Genomic DNA, 20142 nt, shown 5'->3' on the forward strand with positions numbered 1-20142 from the left:
GTCTCAGGACGCGGGCAGGCGCGCACGGAGCGCGCCACGGACCGACTCCCACGCCGCCAGGCGGTCGCGGACCGCGTCGTCCTGCTCGGTGTCCAGGGCGTCCCGGTGTGCCTGCTCGAGCACCTCGTCGATGACGACCCGGCGCCCGCTGCGCGCCGACGTGATCGCGGCGTCGACCATCGTGAGGCTCATGACGTTGCCGTGCACCTCGCCGTCCGGCACCTCGCCGGAGCGGACGGCCCGGACGAAGGACGCCAGCGACCCGGCGATCTCGTGTCCCACCGACGGTGCCGTGACCGGGGACCCCGGTGTGCCGTCGAGGTCGCTCGACGGGTCGTGGTCGCCGTCCCAGAGTGCCGTGCCGGCGGCTCCGGAGGCGCGCCAGTCGCCGTTCCACGAGGTCTCCGCACCCGGCGCGCACCAGGAGCCGTCGTAGACGTAGCGGACGTCGTCCTCGAACGTGAAGACGGCGGCGGCGGCCGCGTCGCCCCGGTACCAGGACCACGACGGGTTCCACGACTCGCAGTACACCGACACCGGATCGCGCTCGAGCACGTACCGCGCCGAGTCGAAGGCGTGGATGGCCATGTCGAGCAGCAGGACGTCGTCCATCTCCTCGCGGAAGCCACCGAAGTGCGGTGCCTTCGCGAACCGGGTGCTCAGCCCGCCCACGACACCGAGGTCGCGGACGTGCTGCCGGAACGCGACGAGCTGGTCGTTGTAGCGGCGGGACTGCGACACCATGAACAGCTTGCCGGTGGCCTCGGCGGCTGCCGCGAGCGACAGCGCCTCGGCGACGGTCTGCGCGGCGGGCTTCTCGCCGAGCACGGGGAGCCCGGCACGGAGCGCCTGCATGGTGACCGGGTGGTGCGCGACCGGCACGGTGATGTCGAGCACGGCCTCGGCCCCGGTCTCGGCGGCCAGCGTGGTCAGGTCCGTGCCGACCGGGATCGACGGGTCGCCGGCGTGTGCGGCGCCGGCACGCGCGGCGTCGAGGTCGAGGTCGACGATGCCGACCAGCTCGACCTCTGGGTCGGCGGCGACGGTGGCGAGCCAGGCCCGCCCCATCCCGCCGGCGCCGATCTGCAGGACGCGCAAGGGGCTCACGCCTGCGCCCCGTCGCGCTCGGCAGCGGGCGCACTGGCTGCCGGCTCGGTGACCGCGGGCTCGGCGGCCGCCGGGGCGGCCGCCGGGGCGGCCGTCTCCGGCTCGGCGTCGTCGAACGGGCCGCGGTAGTGCTGCCCGTCGAAGTACTCGCCCAGGTCGTAGCGGCGGAGCGTCGGCATCTCGCGCTCGCGCTCCGGCCGTGCCCACTCGGCGCCGTTCGCGATCACCCGGCGGACGTCCGGGTGGTGGTAGACGGGGAAGTCCTGGTCACCGGGGGAGAAGTAGAAGATCTTCCCCAGGCCGCGGCGGTACGTCATGCCGCTCCGGAACACCTCGCCGCCCGTGAAGCCCGAGATGAACACGAGCTCGTCGGGCGTCGGGACGTCGAAATGCTCGCCGTACATCTCCTGCTCGGGGATGACGATCGGGTTCGGCACCCCGCGGGTGATCGGGTGCTGGGGGTTGACGGTCCAGACGAGCTCCTGGTCGTGCTCGCTGCGCCACCGCAGGGTGCAGGTGGTGCCCATGAGCTTGCCGAAGATCTTCGACCAGTGGCCGGAGTGCAGCACGAGCAGCCCCATGCCGGAGAGCACGTGCCGGTGCACCCGGTCGACCACGGCGTCGTCGACGTCCTGGTGTGCGGCGTGCCCCCACCAGGTGAGCACGTCGGTGTCCGCCAGGACCTCGTCGGTGAGGCCGTGCTCCGGTTCCTGCATGGTGGCGGTCCGGACGACGGCCTCGGGCAGGTGCTCGCGGATGCCGTCCGCGATCGCGCCGTGCATGCCGTCGGGGTACCGCTCGGCGACGTGCTGCTCGACCTGCTCGTGGACGTTCTCGCCCCAGACGGTGATGCGGAGCGGGGTGGTGGTCATGGTGTGTGCCTTTCTGGCTGGGATGCGTGGCGGCTTCGGTCCGGTGCCGTCACTTGACGGCACCGCCGAGGGCACCGGCGGAGATGTACTTCTGCGCGAAGATCAGCAGGACGGCGGCGGGCAGGGACGCCAGCACCGAGGTCGCCATGACGGGACCCCAGTCGGTGACGTTCGAGCCGATGTAGTTGTAGATGCCGAGCGTGATCGGTCGGACCGCGGTCGTCGACGTCAGGGTCAGTGCGATGAGGAAGTCGCCCCACGCGCCGAGGAACGTGAAGAGCGCCGCGGTGACGATGGCGTTCCGGCTGATCGGCACGACGATCGACACGAACGCCCGGAAGTCGCTGGCGCCGTCGACGAGTGCCGCCTCGACCAGGCTCGGTGGGATCGACTCCATGAACGCCCGCATGAGCAGGATGGCGAAGGGCACCTGGACCGCGCTGTCGGCCAGGATCAGCCCGACGTAGCTGTTGAGCAGCCCGATGTTGTTGAACAGCGTGTACAGCGCGTTCGCGATGACGATCGCCGGGATCATCTGCGTGATCAGCAGCACGAGCAGGAACACCCGGCCGCCGCGCATCCGGAACCGTGCGAGCCCGTACGCGGCCGGTGTCGCGATGGCGAGCGTCAGCAGGACGGTGCCGAGTCCGATGATCATGCTCGAGACGAAGTTCTGCCCCTGCTGGGCGAACGCGGCCTGGTAGCCGGCGAAGGTGGGGGAGAACGGGAACCACGTGGCCGTGGCGGCCCCGGACGTCGCCTGCAGGCTGGTGTTCACCATCCAGTAGACGGGGAACACCATGATCGCGAGGAACACGCAGCCGAGGATCGTGAACGGGATCCCCTTCGCCGAACCGCGTGGCCGGGGGGCACGGGCGCTCTTGGTGGTGATCGCGCGGGTGGCGGTGACGGTCTGGTTCGCGAGTCCGACGCTCATTCGTCGACCGCCTTCCGTGAGATCGCGATGTAGACCATCGCGAAGACGAACGAGACGACGATGAGCACGTTGCTGACCGCGGCTCCGATGCCGAACTGGAAGTTGATGAACGACTGGTGGTAGGCGTTCGTGGCCAGGGTCTGGGTCGAGTTGGCCGGGCCGCCGCCGGTCAGGCCGAGGATGATGTCCACGACCTTCAACGTGTAGACGACCCCGAGCACGATCACGACGCTGACCACCGACCGGATGCTCGGCCAGGTGATGTACCAGAACGCCTTGAACCCGGTGGCGCCGTCGAGCGAGCCGGCCTCGTAGAGTTCCGGCGGCACGGACTGCAGACCGCTGTACAGGATCGTCGTGTTGAACGGGATGCCGAGCCAGACGTTGACGCCGATCACGGCGATGAGCGCCAGGCTCGGGCTGACCAGCCACGGCACGGGGGCGATGCCGACCACACCGAGGAGCTGGTTGAGCGCGCCGCTGTCCTGGTCGAGCAGCCACTTCCACACCGCGCTGGACGCGATGAGCGGCAGCAGCCACGGCAGGAGCAGCAGTCCCCGCAGGAAGCCCGACAGCGGGAAGTGCCGGCGGAAGAACAGCGCCAGGCTCAGCCCGATGACGAACTGCAGGATGATCGAGCCCGCCGTGAACAGCGCGGTGTTCACGAGGCTCGTCGTGAACACCGAGCTCTGGAACACCGAGATGTAGTTGGCGAGTCCCACCCAGGGGGCCTCGCCGGTGAAGAATGTCGCCGTCGTGTAGTCCTGGAAGGACATGACGATGTTCTTCACCACCGGGTAGCCGAAGAAGACGGCCACGAAGACCGCCGCTGGCACCACGAAGAGCCATCGGGTCACGCCGGATCGGAACCGGGCTCGTCGTTGCCCGGGTCGGGGTGTCGTCACGGGCGGGATCGTCCGTGGTCGTGTCTGTGTCGAGGCGCTCACGCCGGGGTCCTTTCCTCGTCGCCGGAGGGAGCCGACCGGTCGGCCGGCTCCCCGTGGACTACTGCTCTTGGGACTGCGCCTGCTTGAGCGCTGCCTCGGGGCTGGCCTTGCCGGTGAGGGCGAGCTGGACGGCGGTGTAGATCTTCGTGGCGGCCTTGGGCCAGTCGGGTCCGAGCTCACCGGTGCGAGCGCGAGCGGTCTGCACCGTGGTCACGAAGGACGCGACCTGCGGGTGGTCCTTCGCCCACGCGGCGCCGGCCTCGAGGTTCGTCGGCACGTTGCCGCTCACCTCGGACAGGGCCTTCTGCATCTTCTGCTTGTGCAGGCAGCCGACGAACTTGCCGGCGAGCTGCATCTTGTCCTTGTCACCGGTCTGCGGGACGGTGAACGCCTCGCCGCCGAGCGGTGCGACCGTGGCCTCGCCGGTGCGTGTCGGGATCGGGACGCTGTCGAACTCGAGGCTCTTCTTCTCGTTGAGCGCCGGGAGCTGCCAGGGGCCGTTGATCATCATCGCGGCCTTGCCGGCCAGGAACTGGTTGTTGACGTCCGCCTGGGCCCAGTTGATCGAGCTCTTGGACATCGAGCCGTCGTCCTGCAGGTCCTCGACGAGCTGCAGGGCCTGGGCGGCGTCCGCGGTGGCGATGTCCTTCTCGTCACCACCGTTCGACCAGAAGAACGGCAGGAACTGCCAGGTGCCCTCGTACGTGTTGATGTTGCTCATCGCGAAGCCGTAGGTCGAACCCTTGGTGAGCTGCTTCGCGGCGGCCTTGAGCTCGTCCCACGTCTTGGGCGGCTGGACACCGGCGTCCGCCAGCAGCTTCTTGTTGTAGTAGAGCGCGATGGAGTTCGTGTTCGACTGCAGGCCGTAGAGCTTGCCCTTGTAGGTGCTCGCCGCCTTCACGCCGGGGACGTCGCCGTCGGCGTCGAGCCCGTAGGCCGACAGGTCGGACAGCGCACCGGACGACGCGATCTGCTGCACGTCGGGGTTGTCGAGCATGAGGACGTCGGGCAGCGTCTTCGACGACGCCTGCTGCAGCACCTTCGAGATCAGGCCGGCGCCGGCGACGTGGTTGATCGTGACCGTCGCGCCGACTTCCTTGGCGCACTGCTTGTAGACCGGGTTGTAGTTCGCGTCGTAGTAGTCCTCGATCGTCAGGGCCTTGCTGCCGCCCGACGAGGCCGATCCGGAGCCGGAGCACCCGGACAGGACCAGGGGGACCGTGGCGAGCACGGCGACGGCGCCGACGAGGGCGCGGGTCCGGCGCGACTGGGAGGGGAATCTTTGCTTCATTGCAGAGCTCTTCTCTTGACGGATGCTGGGACAGGCACGCATCGACGAGGCCGCTGACGTCATCGTCGCTGTGCTCCTGGGGCGAGAAGCTAACAGATAAGCGCTTCACCTGTAAAGCGCTTTTCTGACACGGCGAGCGCTAGGATCAGCGGCATGGCCACGATGCAGCAGGTCGCCGATCGGGCGGGGGTCTCGATCGCCACCGTGTCCTTCGTGGTGAACGGGACGAAGTACGTGACCCCCGGCACCACGGCGCGGGTGCGGACTGCGATGCGCGAGCTGAAGTTCCGTGGCAACGTCGTCGCCCGTGCGCTCGCGAGCCGACGCACCCGGATCATCGCGCTGCTGTTCCCGACCACCGGCAACCGCTTCAGCCCGACCACCTCGCAGTTCTTCATGAGCGCGGCGGAGCGTGCGTCCGAGCGGGGGTACCACCTCGTGCTCTGGCCCGTGGACCCCGCCGGCGACGACCTGGACGACCTCGTGTCGGGCGGACTCGTGGACGGCGTCATCCTGATGGAGGTGCGGATGGACGACCCCCGCGTCGCCGTCCTCACCGACCTCGACGTGCCGTTCACCCTGATCGGCCGGACCCGCGACAGCAGCGGGCTGCCCTTCGTCGACATCGACTTCGAGACGACGATCGAGGACAGCCTCGACCACCTCCAGGCCCTCGGGCACCGGCGGTTCGGGCTCGTCCTCGAGGACCTCGAGGGCACCCCGATGGCCGGCTACGCACCGCACCTGCGCGTCGAGTCGACGTTCCGGCAGGCGATGGTCGAGCGCGGACTGACCGGGACGATCGTCACGGCGGGGCCCGGCAGTGACGGCGGCCGGCAGGCCGCGAGTGACCTGCTCGCGGCGGACCCCGACGTCACCGCCGTGCTCGTGATGAAGGACGACTCGTCCGCCGGCGTCCTGGTCGGGCTGTACACCGCCGGGCGGCGGGTCCCCGAGGACGTCTCGGTGCTCAGCATCGCGTCGTCCGAGGCGAACGCGGACCAGCACTACCCGCGGCTGTCGACGATGGTCGCCCCCGGCCCGGAGCTCGGCGTGCGGGCCGCCGACGCCCTCATCGAGCAGCTCGACGGCACCTCGGAGGACCTGCCGCACTTCCTGCTGCCGTGCACGCTGCGGATCGCCGAGTCCACGGCCCCCGCCCCGGCCTGACCACCCGCCGGTCCGGAGGCGCGGGTCGTCCCTGCCACGCGCCTCCAGGCCGTCGGCCCCGGCCCCACGGAGCCACCAGCGAAAGCGACAGATCCCTGCGGACAGCCCAGGCTCCGCCTGGTTGTGTGGATGCACAGGTTCGCAGCACCACACGTCGAGGAGGACGGATGGCCATCGACCGGAGGACGTTCATGCTCGGGGGAGCGGGGGTGCTGCTGCTCGCCGGCTGCTCCACCCGACCCGAGCGCACGCGGGTCGAGGACTGGCCCACCGAACCGCCCGAGGGCGAGGCGACGATCAGCTGGTGGGCCGGCCAGGTCGCCTCGAAGGACGGGGGTGACCTGCGTCGTCGGCTCATCGCGGAGTTCCAGAAGGAGCACCCGAACATCCGGGTCCGGATCGTCAGTGCCCCGAGCGACACCGACACGAACCGGACCAGCCTGACGACCCAGATCGCGGCGGGCAGCAGCACGCCGGACGTCTACCTGGGTGACGTCGCGTGGCCCGGGCAGTTCGCGAAGAACAAGCTCGCGACCCCGGTGAACCAGCTCGTCGGTGAGGACTTCTTCGACCAGTTCCCCGAGGGGCTCCGGCTCGCGGCGAGCGTCGACGGCACGTACTACATGTTCCCGCTGTACATCGACGAGTCGTTCTTCCTGTACCGGAAGGACCTGCTCGCGAAGCACTCCCTGCAGGTGCCGGCGTCGTGGGAGGAAGTGCGCGAGACCGCCGCGAAGCTCGTCGACACCGGTGACGTCAGCTACGGGTTCGCGTTCCAGGGCGACGTGTACGAGGGGCTGACCTGCAACGTCACCGAGTTCGTCGCGGACGCGGGCGGGTCGTTGCTCAACGACGACCTGACCAAGCCCGAGACGACGAGCTCCGAGACCAAGCGCGCCTTCGAGTTCATGCGCTCGCTGATCACCGAGGGGGCGTCGCCGCGGGCCACCCTGACGTACCAGGAGCAGGACACCAACGACGCGTTCTCCGGCGGCCGTGCGGCGTTCCTCCGCAACTGGTCGTACGCGTGGGGGATCGCGAACGGTCCGGACAGCCGGGTCGCCGGCAAGGTGGGTCTGGCCGCCCGGCCGACGTTCGACGGCATGGACGAGCACCACTCGACGATCGGCGGGTGGGGGAACTACATCAACCCGCACACGCAGGAGCCCGCGGCGGCACTGACCTTCGCGCGCTGGATGTCGAGCGAGACCGCGCAGCAGTTCCTGACCCGCGAGGGCGGCGTCCTGCCGGCGCGGAGCGCCTCACTCGTCAGCGAGGACGCGAAGCGCCAGGAGCGTCCCACCTACGACACGGCGGCGGGCATCACGCTCGTGCCCCGCCCGACCTCGACCGCCTACTACCCGAAGGTGTCGCAGGGCATCTACCAGAACGGCAACAGCATCCTCGGTGGGCAGGCGTCCGTCGACGGCGGCACCAGCGCGATGGCCTCCGCCATCTCGCTGGCACTGCAGGGAGCAGCGCTGTGAGCGCCGGCACCGCGACACGGCCGGCACGGCCTGGAGGCGCGGGTCGCGTCGATCCGCCGCCCCGGCCGACGGGGCGGTCGCGTCTCGACCGCATCCGCTCGCGGGGTGCGTGGGGCTTCGCGGCCCCGGCGCTCCTGGTGGTCGCCGCGGTCACGATCTTCCCGGTCGTGTACTCGGTCGTCCTGAGCTTCGCGGACGTCGAGGTCGGCTACGAGGGCTTCACCATCCAGTCGTTCGGGTTCGACAACTACGCGGCCCTGCTGCAGAGTGCCGACTGGTACCGGGCGCTCGGGTTCACGGTGCTCTACACGGTGGTGACGGTCTCGGTCGAGCTCGTGCTCGGCATGCTCGTCGCGCTGGTGCTCGAGCGGCTCGGGGCCACCCGCGGCTGGATGCTCGCGCTCATGCTCATCCCGTGGTCGCTCGTCACCATCGTCAACGCGCAGCTGTGGAAGTACATCTACGACAGCACCTACGGCGTCGCGACGTGGTTCTTCGGTCTGTTCGGGGACGCTCCGGTGATCCTCGGTGAACCGGTGCCCGCGATCACCGGGCTGATGGTCGCGGACATCTGGAAGACGACGCCGTTCGTCGCGATCATCCTGCTCGCCGGGTTGGTGCAGATCTCCGAGGACCACTACGAGGCCGCCGAGCTCGACGGCGCGAGCACCTGGCAGACGTTCTGGCGCGTGGTGCTGCCGCAGCTCACCCCGACCCTGACGATCGCGGTGCTGTTCCGCATCCTGCAGGCGTTCGGCGTCTTCGACCTGCCGTTCGTGCTGACGAACGGCGGACCGGGCACCGCCACCCAGTCGCTCGCGATCATGGGCTACAAGGTGCTCTTCCAGGACATCAACATCGGTCCGGGCGCCGCGATCGCGACCTCGACCGCGATCATCGTCGCGGCCGGGTGTCTGCTGTTCCTCCGGGCGTTCCGGAACCAGGCGAAGGGAGGGGACGACTGATGCCCCGTCAACGTGTGCGCAAGGGCTGGCGGAAGTGGGTCAACACCGTGAACGTCAGCGGTGTCGTCATCGCGGTGCTCACGGCGCTGCCGCTGTACTGGCTCGTCACGACGTCGCTCAAGCCGGCGTCCGAGATCGGGCAGTCGCCGCCCACCGTGTGGCCGCAGTCGTTCACCTTCGACAACTTCGTGGTGGCCTTCCGTGACAACGCGCTCGGCCAGTACATGGTGAACAGCGTCATCGTGTCGGTGTCGACCACGGTGATCGTGCTCGCGCTGGCGTTCCTGGCCGGGTACGCGCTGGCCGGCCGGTTCATCCGGGGCCGAACGGCGATCATGACCTCGTTGCTCATGCTGTCGGTGTTCCCGGCGATCGCGGTGCTGACGCCGCTGTACCTGCTCGAGCGCAACCTCGGGCTGCTCAACTCGTACCCGGGCCTGATCGTGCCGTACGTCGCGTTCAACCTGCCGTTCGCCATCTGGATCATGCGGAACTACCTGCAGGGGATCCCGTCGACGATCGAGGAGGCGTCCGAGATCGACGGGGCCGGGGCGTGGCGCACCGTGCTGAGCGTGATCCTGCCGATGGCCAAGCCGGGCCTGTTCACGGTCGGCGTCTTCACCTTCACGGCATCGTGGAGCGAGTTCCTGATGGCGCTGACCTTCAACAGCGAGAACTCGTTCCGGACGATCCCGGTCGGCATCGCGCTCTTCGGGACGCAGTTCACGGTGCCGTTCGCGCAGATCTTCGCCGCGAGCGTGGCCGCCACGGTGCCGATCGTGATCCTGGTGCTCGTGTTCCGCCGCTCGATCGTGTCCGGTCTGACCTCCGGCGCCGTCAAGGGGTGACGGGTGTCCGGCATGCGGAGATAGGTAGAGAACTTACCTAGCTGCGCATGCTGGACATTCGTCCGAGCGTCGCGCTGACCGCCCGTACCCTGCCGTCAGGGGCTCGGTGCGCCGAGATCGACGGCTGCGACGATGCGGTCGATGATCCGCACGAACCTGGCCCGCTCCCGTTCCGAGAAGGAGGCCATCAGGTCGTGCAGGTGCTTGTTCGTGCCGTCCATCGCGCGCGTGTAGTCGCGGCGGGCGGCATCGGTCAGCTCGATGTACCGGCTCCGGCCGTCGTCGGGGTTCGGGACGCGACTGAGGTGTCCGCTGTGCTCGAGTCGGTCCACCATGCCGGTGACCGCCGGGCCGGTGAGTCCCAGGTGCTTCGACAGGTCCTTCACGCGCACGGTCCGGCCCGCTGCTTCGGCGCGGGACACGAACTGCAGCAGCGTCAGGTCGCCGCCGGAGACGCCGAGTTCGTCGCGCAGCCGCCCGCGGAGTTCGGAGACCGCGGCCTCGAGCCGGGTCAGCGCTGCGTCGAGGTCGACATCGCTCACGACAGCGCCCCCTCTGCACGGGTCTCGTCCGGGTCACGATACGCCGCAGTCACCACCCCAGCGTATCCACATAGCGCGGTTCGTGGAATGGTCCGGGTGGCGGCGTCGGGAGCAGGGCGCCGTGGCTGACCCCGTCCCGGACCCGCAGGGTGCCGACCGGGCCGGCGAACCGGTGCGGTTCGAGGTCGCCGGCGGGGACCCCTACGCCGCCGAGCGCGACCTCGCCGCCGTCCACGGTGCCGATCGGTGGTCCGTCCGGCGCATCGACGACGACTTCTCGTACCGGTACACGGCCGTCGGCGACTCCGAGGTGAGCATCCGGCGTTCGCGGCTCCGCGGTGCCGTGCGTGGCTCGGTGCCCGTCGGGGCGGACTACGTCGTGACGTGGATCACGAGCGGCACCGCGTCGCTCGACTCCGGGCGTGCGCGGATGCAGCTGCGCCGCGACGTCCCCGTGCTCCTGCCGCCCGAGGACGACTTCGTGTTCACGGCCGAGGACCACGACCAGCGGCTCGTGCACTTCGGGCGTGACTACGTGCACCGCGTCGCGTACGAGCACCTGGAGGTCGAGACGGCGCCGCTGCGGTTCGACCCGACCCGGGTACCGGAGCCCGACACCGCGGAGCGCTGGCAGGAGGCGCTCGTGGCGTTGTCGCGTGCCCTGCGAGCCGAGGGGCCCGACTCCGACGCGTGGCACGAGGCCAAGCGGTCGGCCGCCACCGCGTTCCTGGACACGTTCCCGCCGCAGGCCGACGACCTGCCCGCGGTGCTCGGTCTCCCCCGGAACGCCCGGCTGCGGGCCGCGGTGGAGTACATCCACGCCCATGCCGCCGAGCCGGTCACCGTCCAGGAGCTGTCCGAGGTCGCCGGCCTGAGCGTGCGGTCGGTGCAGGAGTCGTTCCGCCGGGTCTTCGACGTGTCGCCGCTGACCTACCTGCGCGAGGTCCGGCTCGACCGGGTCCGCGGCGAACTGCTCGAGCTCGACCCGCAGGCCGGGGTCGTCGGTGACGTCGCCCGGCGGTGGGGGTTCGCCCACCTCGGCCGCTTCTCGGCGGCCTACGCGGCCCGGTTCGGCGAGTACCCGAAGCAGACCCTGCGCCGCTGACGACGACGGGTGCTCAGCGGCCTGCCGTGGGTCGCGGCGCCGGGCCGGTGCTCGCCCGCACCCGCAGGGTCGTGGGGAGCCGGACGTGGTCCGTGGTCGGCTCGCCACGGAGCATGGTCAGGAGCATCTGCACGGCGTGCGACCCGAGCTCGTCGAGCGGCTGCGACACCGTGGTGAGCGGCGGGGTCGTGGTGGAGGCCTGCGGCACGTCGTCGAAGCCCACGACGGACAGGTCCTGGGGAACGCGGAGCCCGACCTCGGCCGCGGCGCGGAGCACACCGATCGCCGACGAGTCGTTCGCCGCGAACACCGCGGTGGGGCGGTCGTCGAGGGCCAGGAGTTCCCGGGTGACGGCCGCGGACTGGTCCTCCTGGTAGCCGCCGTCGCGCAGCAGGCACTCGTCGACGGTGATGCCGGCGGCGGTCAGGGCGGAACGGTAGCCGGCGGCACGGAGCTGGGCGGACGCCAGGTCGGCGCGACCCTGCAGGTGCGCGATGCGGGTGTGCCCGAGCGCGAGCAGGTGCTCGACGGCCTGGACGGCTCCGGCTTCGTTGTCGGCGTCGACGGTGGCGTGGCCCTCGGGCCCGGTGTGCGGGTCGATCGCCACGACGGGGATCGAGGAGCTCGACAGGGCCGTGGTCGGGGTGACCACGATCGCGCCGTCGATCAGGGTGCCGGACAGTCGGGACAACGACCGGCGTTCCCAGCCGGGTCGGTCGGCGCCGGTCATCAGGCCGGCATAGGCGAGCAGTTCGTAGCCGGTGCCGGTTGCCGCCCGCGAGATGCCTCGGAGCAGCTCGGTCGAGAACGGCTCGAACTCGGGCACCAGGATGCCGACGACCCCGGTCCGCGAACTGCGCAGGCTCCGGGCGACCAGTGAGGTCTCGTACCCCAGGTCCTCGACCACCTGCTGCACGCGGAGCATGGTGGCGGCGGCGACACCGTCGCGCTGGTTGATCACCTTGGAGACCGTCGGGATCGAGACCCCGGCCGCTCGTGCCACGTCGCCGATCGTCACCCGGCCGGCACCGGGACGCGCGCCGAGTGCCGAGTCCATGTGCACACCGTACCGCTGCGACACCCTGCGATCGGTTAAGAAAACGTTATCGATATCGATTGACACCGCCCCCGAGCAGCAGGCATGCTCTCCGCAGCGGCAGTCGATGTCGCGCCATGTCAACGACGACACTTCAGGAGTTCCACGATGACGAGGAAGATCCGTGCCGCGGCAGCCATCGCGCTGATCGGGGCGACCGCACTGGTGGCCAGCGGGTGCTCGGCGGGCAGCGATGCCTCCGAGGACGGCGGGAAGGTCACGATGACCTTCTGGCACAACTCGACGACCGGACCGGGCAAGGCCTACTGGGCCTCGACGGTCAAGGCGTTCGAGGAGAAGTACCCGAACGTCACCATCAAGACCCAGGCGATCCAGAACGAGGACCTGGACGGCAAGCTCCAGACCGCCCTCAACTCCGGTGACGCCCCCGACGTGTTCCTGCAGCGTGGCGGCGGCAAGATGGACGCGATGATCGCCGCCGGGCAGCTCATGGACATCTCCGACTCCATCAGCGCCGACGCCAAGAAGTCCATCAGCGCGGGCACGTTCGCCGGCTACGAGAAGGACGGCAAGACCTACGCCATGCCCGGCGCGGTGCTCCCCGAGGGCATCTGGTACTCGAAGGACCTGTTCAAGGAAGCCGGCATCGAGGGCACGCCCACGACCATGGACGAGCTGAACGACGCGATCACGAAGCTCAAGGCCAAGGACATCGACCCGGTCGCCGTCGGCGCGAAGGACGCCTGGCCGGCCGCCCACTGGTACTACAACTTCGCACTCCGCGAGTGCAGCCAGAAGACGCTCGAGGACGCGGCGAAGTCGCTGAAGTTCGACAACGCCTGCTGGACGAAGGCCGGCGAGCAGCTCGAGGACTTCAACGCCACCAAGCCCTTCAACAACGGCTTCCTGACCACGGCGGCACAGCAGGGTGCCGGCAGCTCCGCCGGTCTCCTCGCCAACCACAAGGCGGCCATGGAGCTCATGGGTGCGTGGGACCCGGGCGTGATCGCATCGCTGACGCCGGACGCCAAGCCGCTGCCCGACCTCGGCTGGTTCCCGTTCCCCGCGACCGACGGTGGCAAGGGTGACCCGAAGTCGATGATGGGTGGTGTCGACGGCAACTCCTGCTCCGCACAGGCCCCGAAGAAGGCGTGCACCGACTTCCTGAACTTCATCGTGCAGAAGGACAACCAGGAGGCGTACTACAAGGCCTTCAACGCCATCCCGGTGAACAAGGACGCCCAGTCGGTCGTCGACTCGGACTACCTGAAGTCGGCCCTGGCCGCCTACCAGGACGCCCCGTTCGTCTCGCAGTACCTGGACACCCTGTACGGCCAGAACGTCGGCAACGCGCTGAACACCAGCGTCGTCGACCTGCTGGCCGGCAAGGGTGACGCGAAGGACATCGTCGAGACCACCAACCAGGCTGCGGCCAAGGGCTGAGCATGGCCCTCGACACCTCGCTCGGTACGACTCCGGCCACCGGGTCGGACACGGCCGCGGGGACGTCCCCGGCGGGGAGCGGTTCGCCGCTCCCCGCCGGTCGGCGGACCACGCGCCGCATCGCGGACTGGCGGAAGCGCGTCGAGATCGCGGTCCTCGCCGGACCCGCGGTCATCGTCTTCGTCACGTTCGTGATCCTGCCCGTGGGCCTCGCCGCCTACTACGGGTTCTTCAAGTGGCAGGGCTACGGCCCGCCCACCGACTTCGTCGGGCTGCAGAACTACCTGATCATCTTCCAGGACAAGGCGTTCCACGCGGTCCTGATGCACAACGGCTTCATCGTCGTGCTCTCGCTGGTGCTGCAGGGGCCGATCGCGATCGTGCTCGCCCTGCTGCTCAACCAGAAGATGCACGGCCGCGGGCTCGTCCGCGTGCTCGTCTTCGTGCCGTACGTCATCTCCGAGGTGATCGTCGGCACCGGGTGGAGCCTCATGCTCCAGTCGAACGGCGCCGTGAACGACCTGTTCCAGAGCATCGGCCTGGGCGGACTCCGTGCGGACTGGCTGTCGAACCCCGACATCGCCATCTGGACGCTGCTCGTGATCATCTCGTGGAAGTACATCGGCTTCGCGGTGATCCTGTTCCTCGCCGGCCTGCAGAGCATCCCCGAGGAACTGTTCGAGGCCGCCGCCATCGACGGTGCCGGCTACTGGCAGATCCAGCGGCGCATCACCCTGCCGCTCCTCGGACCGACCATCCGCATCTGGGCGTTCCTGTCGATCATCGGCTCGCTGCAGCTGTTCGACCTCGTCTACATCATCTGGGGCCAGTACATCGCCTCGACCGCGGGTACCTCGACGATGGCGACGTACATGGTCGCCAACGGCCGGACCTCGGGCAACTTCGGCTTCGGCAGCGCCGTCGCGGTCGTGATGTTCGTGATCTCGCTCGTGGTCGCCCTGATCTACCAGCGCTTCGTGCTCCGCCGTGACACCGCGGGTGCACTCACCGAGAGGAAGAACTGATGGCCACCACGAGCATCGTCGCCCCCGGGCGCCGGGCCGTGCGGGAGCGCCGGTCCAGTGCCGCGATCGGACGCGCCAACCCGCTGACCTACGTCGTCGCGATCCTGTTCGTCGCCGCCAACCTGGCACCCGTGCTCTACATCGTGCTGGGCGGCTTCCGGACCAACTCGCAGATCACCACGAGCCCCGCCGGGCTGCCGGCACCGTTCGAGTTCGGCAACTACGGCTCCGTGCTGTCGAGCGGCATCTTCTGGCAGCAGCTCGGCAACTCGACGATCAGCGCCGTCACGACCACCCTCGGGGTCGTCGTGCTCGGGCTGATGGTGAGCTTCGTGCTCGCCCGCTACCGGTTCGCCGGCCGCGGGGCGCTGTACGCCCTGTTCGCCGCGGGGCTGATGTTCCCGATCACCGTCGCGATCACCCCGCTGTACCTGCTCGTCAAGGACCTCGGTCTGACGAACAGCCTGGCCGGCGTGATCCTGCCGCAGATCGCGTTCGCGCTGCCGACCACCGTGATCATCCTGGTGCCGTTCCTGCGCGCCATCCCCGATGAGCTCGAGGAGGCCGCGTCGATCGACGGGGCGAGCCGTCTCGGGTTCTTCTTCCGGATGGTCGTGCCGCTGTCGCTGCCCGGCGTCGTCACGGTCGGCATCCTGGCGTTCATCGCCAGCTGGAACAGCTACATCCTGCCGCTGTTCATCCTGAACAACGAGGCCGCCTACACGCTGCCGCTCGGGGTCCAGTCGTTCTCGTCGCAGTACTCCGTCGACACCGCCAAGGTGCTCGCGTTCACCTCGATGTCGATGATCCCGGCGCTGGTGTTCTTCACGATCTTCCAGCGCCGCATCGTCGGCGGCCTGACCGGGGCGGTGAAGGGGTGACCGCGACCGACGCGACGCGGACCGCCGGACGCGACCCGCGCCTCCAGGCCGACAGCGCGACGGACGCGACCGCGACGACCGCGACCGCGACCGCGACGGACGCGACCGCGACCCCCTCCGGCCCCCGCGCCGACGCCCTGCTCGCCGAGATGACCCTCGACGAGAAGGTCGCCCAGCTCGTCGGCTACTGGCTCGACCAGAACGGCGTCGTCGCCCCCATGCAGGGCGAGATGGCGGCCGTGCAGCAGGGCGGCACCCTGGCGGACATCACCCGCGACGGCATCGGGCAGTTCACCCGCGTCTACGGCACCCGCCCCGTCGAACCCGACGAGCGTGCCGCCTGGCTCTGGGCGGAACAGCGCCGCCTGCAGTGCGAGACCCGGCTCGGGATCCCGGCGCTCGTCCACGAGGAGTGCCTGACCGGCCTCGCCGCGTGGAAGGCCGCGACGTTCCCGACGCCGCTGGCGTGGGGCGCGTCGTTCGACCCGGAGCTCGTCGAGCAGGTCGGCGCCGCGATCGGTGCGTCGATGCGGCAGCTCGGCGTCCACCAGGGCCTCGCGCCGGTCCTCGACGTCATCCGCGACCCGCGTTGGGGGCGGGTCGACGAGTGCATCGCCGAGGACCCCTACCTGGTCGGCACGGTCGGTACCGCGTACGTGCGCGGGTTGCAGTCGGCGGGGGTCGACGCGACCCTGAAGCACTTCCTCGGGTACTCGGCGTCGCAGGCGGGGCGGAACCACGCCCCCGTGCACGCCGGGGCCCGTGAGGTCGCGGACGTGTACCTGCCGCCGTTCGAGATGGCGCTGCGCGACGGGGGCGCCCGGAGCGTCATGAACTCGTACGCCGAGATCGACGGCGTGCCCGTCGCGGCGAACGGCGAGCTGCTGACCGGCCTGCTCCGCGACCGGCTCGGTTTCGACGGCACGGTCGTCGCGGACTACTTCTCGGTGGCGTTCCTCGAGGTCATGCACGGCATCGCCGCCGACCGTGGCGAGGCCGCGGCGCTGGCGCTCGAGGCCGGCATCGACGTCGAGCTCCCGACCGGTGACGCGTACCTCGCACCGCTCGTCGAGCGGGTCCGCAGCGGGCAGGTGGACGAGGCTCTCGTCGACCGTGCCGTGCTCCGGGTGCTCCGGCAGAAGGAGCGGCTCGGCCTGCTCGAACCGGACGCCTTCGCCGAGGACGCCCCCACCGGGATCGACCTCGACACCCCGCTGCACCAGGCGCTCGCGAAGCGGCTGGCAGCCGAGTCGCTCGTGCTGCTGTCGAACGAGGGCGGCAGCGTCAGCGTCGACAGCGGCACCGCCGACGGCACCACCCCCGTCCTCCCGCTCGCACCGGGAGCCTCGGTCGCCGTCATCGGCCCGAACGCCGACCGCGCCGAGGCGCTGCAGGGCTGCTACTCGTTCGCCAACCACGTGCTCGCCTCGCACCCCGACCTGCCGCTCGGCTTCGCGATCCCGACCGTCCGCGAAGCCGTCGCCCAGGCGCTCGGTGCGGCAGCGGTCCGCTTCGCCACGGGCTGCGCCGTGACGGGGAACGACCGGGCCGGCTTCGCCGACGCCGTTGCGGTCGCATCCGCCTCGGACGTCGCGGTGGTCGTCGTCGGCGACCAGGCGGGCCTGTTCGGCCGGGGCACGGTCGGCGAGGGCAACGACACCGAGTCGCTCGACCTGCCCGGCGTGCAGCGCGAGCTGGTCGAGGCCGTCGTCGCGACCGGCACCCCAACCGTGATGGTGCTGCTCACCGGCCGGCCGTACGCGATCGGCTGGGCGCTCGACGGCGACCAGCCGCGTCCGGCCGCGGTCGTGCAGGCGTTCTTCCCGGGCGAGGGCGGCGGGCTGGCGATCGCCGATCTGCTGACCGGCGCGGCCTCGCCCTCGGGCCGGCTGCCGCTGTCCCTGCCCCGGTCCGCCGGCGCGCAGCCGTTCACGTACCTGCACCCGCGGCTCGGCGGTCCGTCCGACGTCACCGCCGCGGACTCGACGCCGGTGCGACCGTTCGGCTTCGGCCTGGGCTACACCGACTTCGCGTACGACGAGCTCGTCGTCGACCCGGACGTCCGGTCCGACGGCATCTTCACCGCGTCGGTGACGGTCCGGAACACCGGGGTGCGTGACGGCGAGGACGTCGTGCAGCTCTACGGGCACGACGTGCACGGCAGCGTCACCCGGCCCGAGGTGCAGCTCCTCGGGTACGCGCGCGTCGCGGTCGCCGCGGGGGAGTCCGCGCGGGTCCGCTTCCGCGTCCCGGTGCAGCGCTTCGCGTTCACCGACCGTCGGATGCGCAGGGTGGTCGAGCCCGGCGACGTGCAGGTCTGGGTCGCGTCGCACGCGGCGGCGTCGCTGCCGTCAGGCTCGGTGGCAGCGGGCGGGATCGTCGCCTCGGGCGACGGTCCGGTCCGACACCCCGTCCCCGGCACCGCCACCCAGCGCGTCACCGTCGCGGTGACGGGCGCGGTGCACGAGGTCACCCCGGGCGACTCCCGCCTGGTGGCGTGGTCGCTCGTCTGACCCGGTGACGGACCACGTGCCCTGGGCGTGACCGGGTGACGGACAGGAGGCGCGGTGCGGGCTCGCACCGCGCCTCCCGTCCGTCAGCGGGTCCTGATCACCCGACCGGGTCGAGCCGGTCGGACAGGTCCAGTGACCAGACGGCGACGCCCGTCAGGCCGAGCCGCTCCGCCAGCGCGACCCGCGCACGCAGTGAGCGTGCGTCGGACCACCAGAGCACCTCGCCGCTCGGCAGGGTCGCGGTCCACTCGCCGACCGTCGCGTCCCAGCGGGCGGTCGCGCCCGCCTTCCGGACCCGCAGTCGTGCCTGGGCGTCGGAGAGCTGACCGGCCGGACGCTTCCCCTTCCAGTGGTAGCCGTACCCGGCGACACCGAGCACGATCTGGTCGCGGGGAGCGAGGCTCACGAGTGCACGGGCGGCCTTCGACGACCACGCGAGCGAACCGACCGGACCGGGTGCGTCCGGCTCCCAGGGGCCGTGCTGGTCGTAGGCCATGAGCGTCAGGTGGTCGAGCGGGGCACGGAGGGCGCGCACGTCGTAGCCGAGGCGGGCGTACCCGGCCGCGGTGGTCGACGCGGACAGGGCGATGTCGAGCCGGACGTCGTCGCCGACGGCGGCCCGGAGCTCGCGGGCGAAGGCCGTGAGGCCGGGCTTCTCGGCCGGGGTCAGCGCCTCGAGGTCGATCATGACCGAGTCCCAGCCGCCCGTGGCCACGTCGGCGGCGAGTGATCGGACGACCCGGGCGCGGTTCGCGGGCGAGGTGAGCAGCCTGCGGGCGATCGGCTCGCTGAAGTCCCCGTCGGCCTCGGAGTAGTTGCTGACGAGCAGCTGCGCGGTGAGCCCGTTGGCGTGTGCCCGGTTGCGCTGGGCCTTGGCGGCGCGCGACGGTGCGGTGACCTTCGACCCCGTGCGGTTCAGCAGCAACCCGTCGACGCCGACCACGTCCATCGCGGCGGCGTTCGCGTCCACCAGGGCGGTGTCGGCGTTCTCGGGCTGGAAGCCGGTCACGTCGAACCCATCAGCGTGGGCGGCGGTCGGGGCCGTGTAGCCGGCGAGTGCGAGTCCTGCGGTGAGCGCGGCGGCGAGCAGTGCGGAGCGGCGTCGACGCGGGGTGCCGGTCATGCGGTGGGTCCGTCCGGTCGTCCGGGGTGGCCGGGTGCCGACCACGGCGGGAGCTCGGCCGACGGGTACCCGCCGTGCTGGTCGGGCGCCCGCAGCATCGGGTTGACGGCACGCAACCGGATGCCGGAGGTGTCACCGGCGACCCCGCGGACGGCGCTCGCCAGCAGGAACGCGACGACGTCAGCGGTGCTGCCGTCCGGGTCGTAGCCGTGCCAGGGGTGGTCGTCGCCCTGGGCGCGGCGCAGGGCGCTGGCGAACGTCGCGTCGGCGTCCTCGATCTCCACCTCGCAGTCGAGCACGACGCGGAAGCGCGAGCCCTCGCCCGGGGGGACACCGAGGTCCGTCGTGGCGCGGGGGTCCGGGTCCGCCGGGTCGAACGACCGGAGCGCCGCCGACGGTGCGGTGCCGAACGCGGCGCGGTACTCGGCCGCCATCCGCCCGGCGTTGCTGAAGTGCCAGTGCTTCGCGACGTCCGCGATGGTGCGACGGTCCGCCGGTGTCATGGAGAGCAGGTCGCGGCGGACGCCCTCGAGCCGGACCCCGCGCAGGTACGACGCTGGCGAGGTCTGCAGCTCCCGCCGGAACGCGCTCTGCAGGCCGCGGGTCGACAGGTTCGCGGCGGCGGCGATGTCCGGTACCGAGATCGCTTCGCGGGCGTGTGCGTGCACGAACCGCAGCGCCTCGTGCACGGTGCGGGACAGCCGTGCTCCGCCGTGCTCGGGACCACTCGCCGTGGTCGGTGCCTGGTCCATACGTGGGAGCGTACGAGGCGCTCGTGTGGATCGGCCTCCGACGCCACGACGCCGTCGGTATCCGAGGTGCGCGGATG

General features: G+C 70.6%; 18 protein-coding genes. 9 read left to right on the forward strand and 9 right to left on the reverse strand.

Going from position 1 to position 20142, the window contains the following annotated elements; genetic code table 11:
• Positions 1–3: 3 nt before the first annotated feature.
• The 5 genes from MXD64_RS03740 to MXD64_RS03760 form a co-directional block, all read right to left on the reverse strand.
• Positions 4–1098 (reverse strand): Gfo/Idh/MocA family protein, encoded by a 1095-nt coding sequence (locus MXD64_RS03740; RefSeq protein ID WP_214519838.1) that lies wholly within the window; start codon positions 1096–1098, stop codon positions 4–6.
• A gap of 5 nt (positions 1099–1103) precedes the next feature.
• Complete coding sequence (locus tag MXD64_RS03745; RefSeq protein ID WP_263137152.1) at positions 1104–1979, reverse strand: ThuA domain-containing protein; 876 nt, start codon at positions 1977–1979, stop codon at positions 1104–1106.
• 49 nt (positions 1980–2028) lie between these two features.
• On the reverse strand, positions 2029–2916 hold the full coding sequence (locus MXD64_RS03750; protein ID WP_017886803.1) for a carbohydrate ABC transporter permease: 888 nt from the start codon (positions 2914–2916) through the stop codon (positions 2029–2031).
• Positions 2913–3773 (reverse strand): carbohydrate ABC transporter permease, encoded by an 861-nt coding sequence (locus tag MXD64_RS03755; protein ID WP_017886802.1) that lies wholly within the window; start codon positions 3771–3773, stop codon positions 2913–2915. Before MXD64_RS03755 ends, MXD64_RS03750 begins: the two co-directional genes overlap by 4 nt.
• A 148-nt stretch (positions 3774–3921) precedes the next feature.
• Positions 3922–5154, reverse strand: coding sequence for a sugar ABC transporter substrate-binding protein (locus MXD64_RS03760; RefSeq protein WP_259551859.1), 1233 nt, complete (start codon positions 5152–5154; stop codon positions 3922–3924).
• Positions 5155–5307: 153 nt separating this feature from the next.
• On the opposite strand from MXD64_RS03760, the gene MXD64_RS03765 reads away from it, so the two are divergent.
• The 4 genes from MXD64_RS03765 (at position 5308) to MXD64_RS03780 (ending at position 9624) form a co-directional block, all read left to right on the forward strand.
• Entirely contained in the window at positions 5308–6324 is a 1017-nt protein-coding gene (locus tag MXD64_RS03765) for a LacI family DNA-binding transcriptional regulator (RefSeq protein ID WP_175470758.1), read from the forward strand.
• Positions 6325–6491: 167 nt separating this feature from the next.
• A complete protein-coding gene (locus MXD64_RS03770) occupies positions 6492–7811 on the forward strand; it encodes an ABC transporter substrate-binding protein (protein WP_017886799.1) in 1320 nt (439 codons plus the stop codon).
• On the forward strand, positions 7808–8776 hold the full coding sequence (locus tag MXD64_RS03775; protein ID WP_214562456.1) for a carbohydrate ABC transporter permease: 969 nt from the start codon (positions 7808–7810) through the stop codon (positions 8774–8776). The genes MXD64_RS03770 and MXD64_RS03775 overlap by 4 nt, the downstream gene beginning before the upstream one ends.
• Positions 8776–9624 (forward strand): carbohydrate ABC transporter permease, encoded by an 849-nt coding sequence (locus MXD64_RS03780; protein ID WP_027464448.1) that lies wholly within the window; start codon positions 8776–8778, stop codon positions 9622–9624. Before MXD64_RS03775 ends, MXD64_RS03780 begins: the two co-directional genes overlap by 1 nt.
• 95 nt (positions 9625–9719) lie before the next feature.
• Here MXD64_RS03780 and MXD64_RS03785 read toward each other — a convergent pair whose 3' ends face one another.
• Positions 9720–10166: a MarR family winged helix-turn-helix transcriptional regulator gene (locus MXD64_RS03785; RefSeq protein ID WP_017886796.1), complete on the reverse strand. Its 447-nt coding sequence runs from the start codon at positions 10164–10166 to the stop codon at positions 9720–9722.
• Between the two features lie 121 nt (positions 10167–10287).
• Here MXD64_RS03785 and MXD64_RS03790 point away from each other — a divergent pair, with 121 nt between their 5' ends.
• Positions 10288–11271 carry an AraC family transcriptional regulator gene (locus tag MXD64_RS03790; RefSeq protein WP_159557455.1) on the forward strand — a complete coding sequence of 328 codons (984 nt, stop codon included), beginning with the start codon at positions 10288–10290 and terminating at the stop codon, positions 11269–11271.
• Positions 11272–11284: 13 nt separating this feature from the next.
• On the opposite strand, the gene MXD64_RS03795 is transcribed toward MXD64_RS03790, so the two are convergent.
• Entirely contained in the window at positions 11285–12328 is a 1044-nt protein-coding gene (locus MXD64_RS03795) for a LacI family DNA-binding transcriptional regulator (RefSeq protein ID WP_042537884.1), read from the reverse strand.
• Positions 12329–12475: 147 nt separating this feature from the next.
• Here MXD64_RS03795 and MXD64_RS03800 point away from each other — a divergent pair, with 147 nt between their 5' ends.
• The 4 genes from MXD64_RS03800 (at position 12476) to MXD64_RS03815 (ending at position 18190) form a co-directional block, all read left to right on the forward strand.
• Positions 12476–13771, forward strand: a complete 1296-nt coding sequence (locus MXD64_RS03800; protein WP_017886793.1) for an ABC transporter substrate-binding protein — start codon at positions 12476–12478, stop codon at positions 13769–13771.
• A gap of 2 nt (positions 13772–13773) precedes the next feature.
• Complete coding sequence (locus MXD64_RS03805; RefSeq protein WP_017886792.1) at positions 13774–14796, forward strand: carbohydrate ABC transporter permease; 1023 nt, start codon at positions 13774–13776, stop codon at positions 14794–14796.
• Entirely contained in the window at positions 14796–15677 is an 882-nt protein-coding gene (locus MXD64_RS03810) for a carbohydrate ABC transporter permease (protein WP_017886791.1), read from the forward strand. The genes MXD64_RS03805 and MXD64_RS03810 overlap by 1 nt, the downstream gene beginning before the upstream one ends.
• A gap of 149 nt (positions 15678–15826) precedes the next feature.
• The gene (locus MXD64_RS03815) at positions 15827–18190 is read left to right on the forward strand and encodes a beta-glucosidase family protein (RefSeq protein WP_411512264.1); all 2364 of its coding nucleotides are present in this window, start codon (positions 15827–15829) and stop codon (positions 18188–18190) included.
• Positions 18191–18287: 97 nt separating this feature from the next.
• Here the strand turns inward: MXD64_RS03815 and MXD64_RS03820 are convergent, their stop codons facing one another.
• Both MXD64_RS03820 and MXD64_RS03825 read right to left on the reverse strand, forming a co-directional pair.
• Positions 18288–19313, reverse strand: coding sequence for a glycosyl hydrolase family 18 protein (locus tag MXD64_RS03820; RefSeq protein WP_263137153.1), 1026 nt, complete (start codon positions 19311–19313; stop codon positions 18288–18290).
• On the reverse strand, positions 19310–20065 hold the full coding sequence (locus MXD64_RS03825; protein WP_017886788.1) for a helix-turn-helix domain-containing protein: 756 nt from the start codon (positions 20063–20065) through the stop codon (positions 19310–19312). The genes MXD64_RS03820 and MXD64_RS03825 overlap by 4 nt, the downstream gene beginning before the upstream one ends.
• Between the last annotated feature and the right edge of the window lie 77 nt (positions 20066–20142).

The organism is Curtobacterium sp. Arg-1, assembly GCF_025643395.1.
GTDB classification, from domain to species: domain Bacteria; phylum Actinomycetota; class Actinomycetes; order Actinomycetales; family Microbacteriaceae; genus Curtobacterium; species Curtobacterium poinsettiae.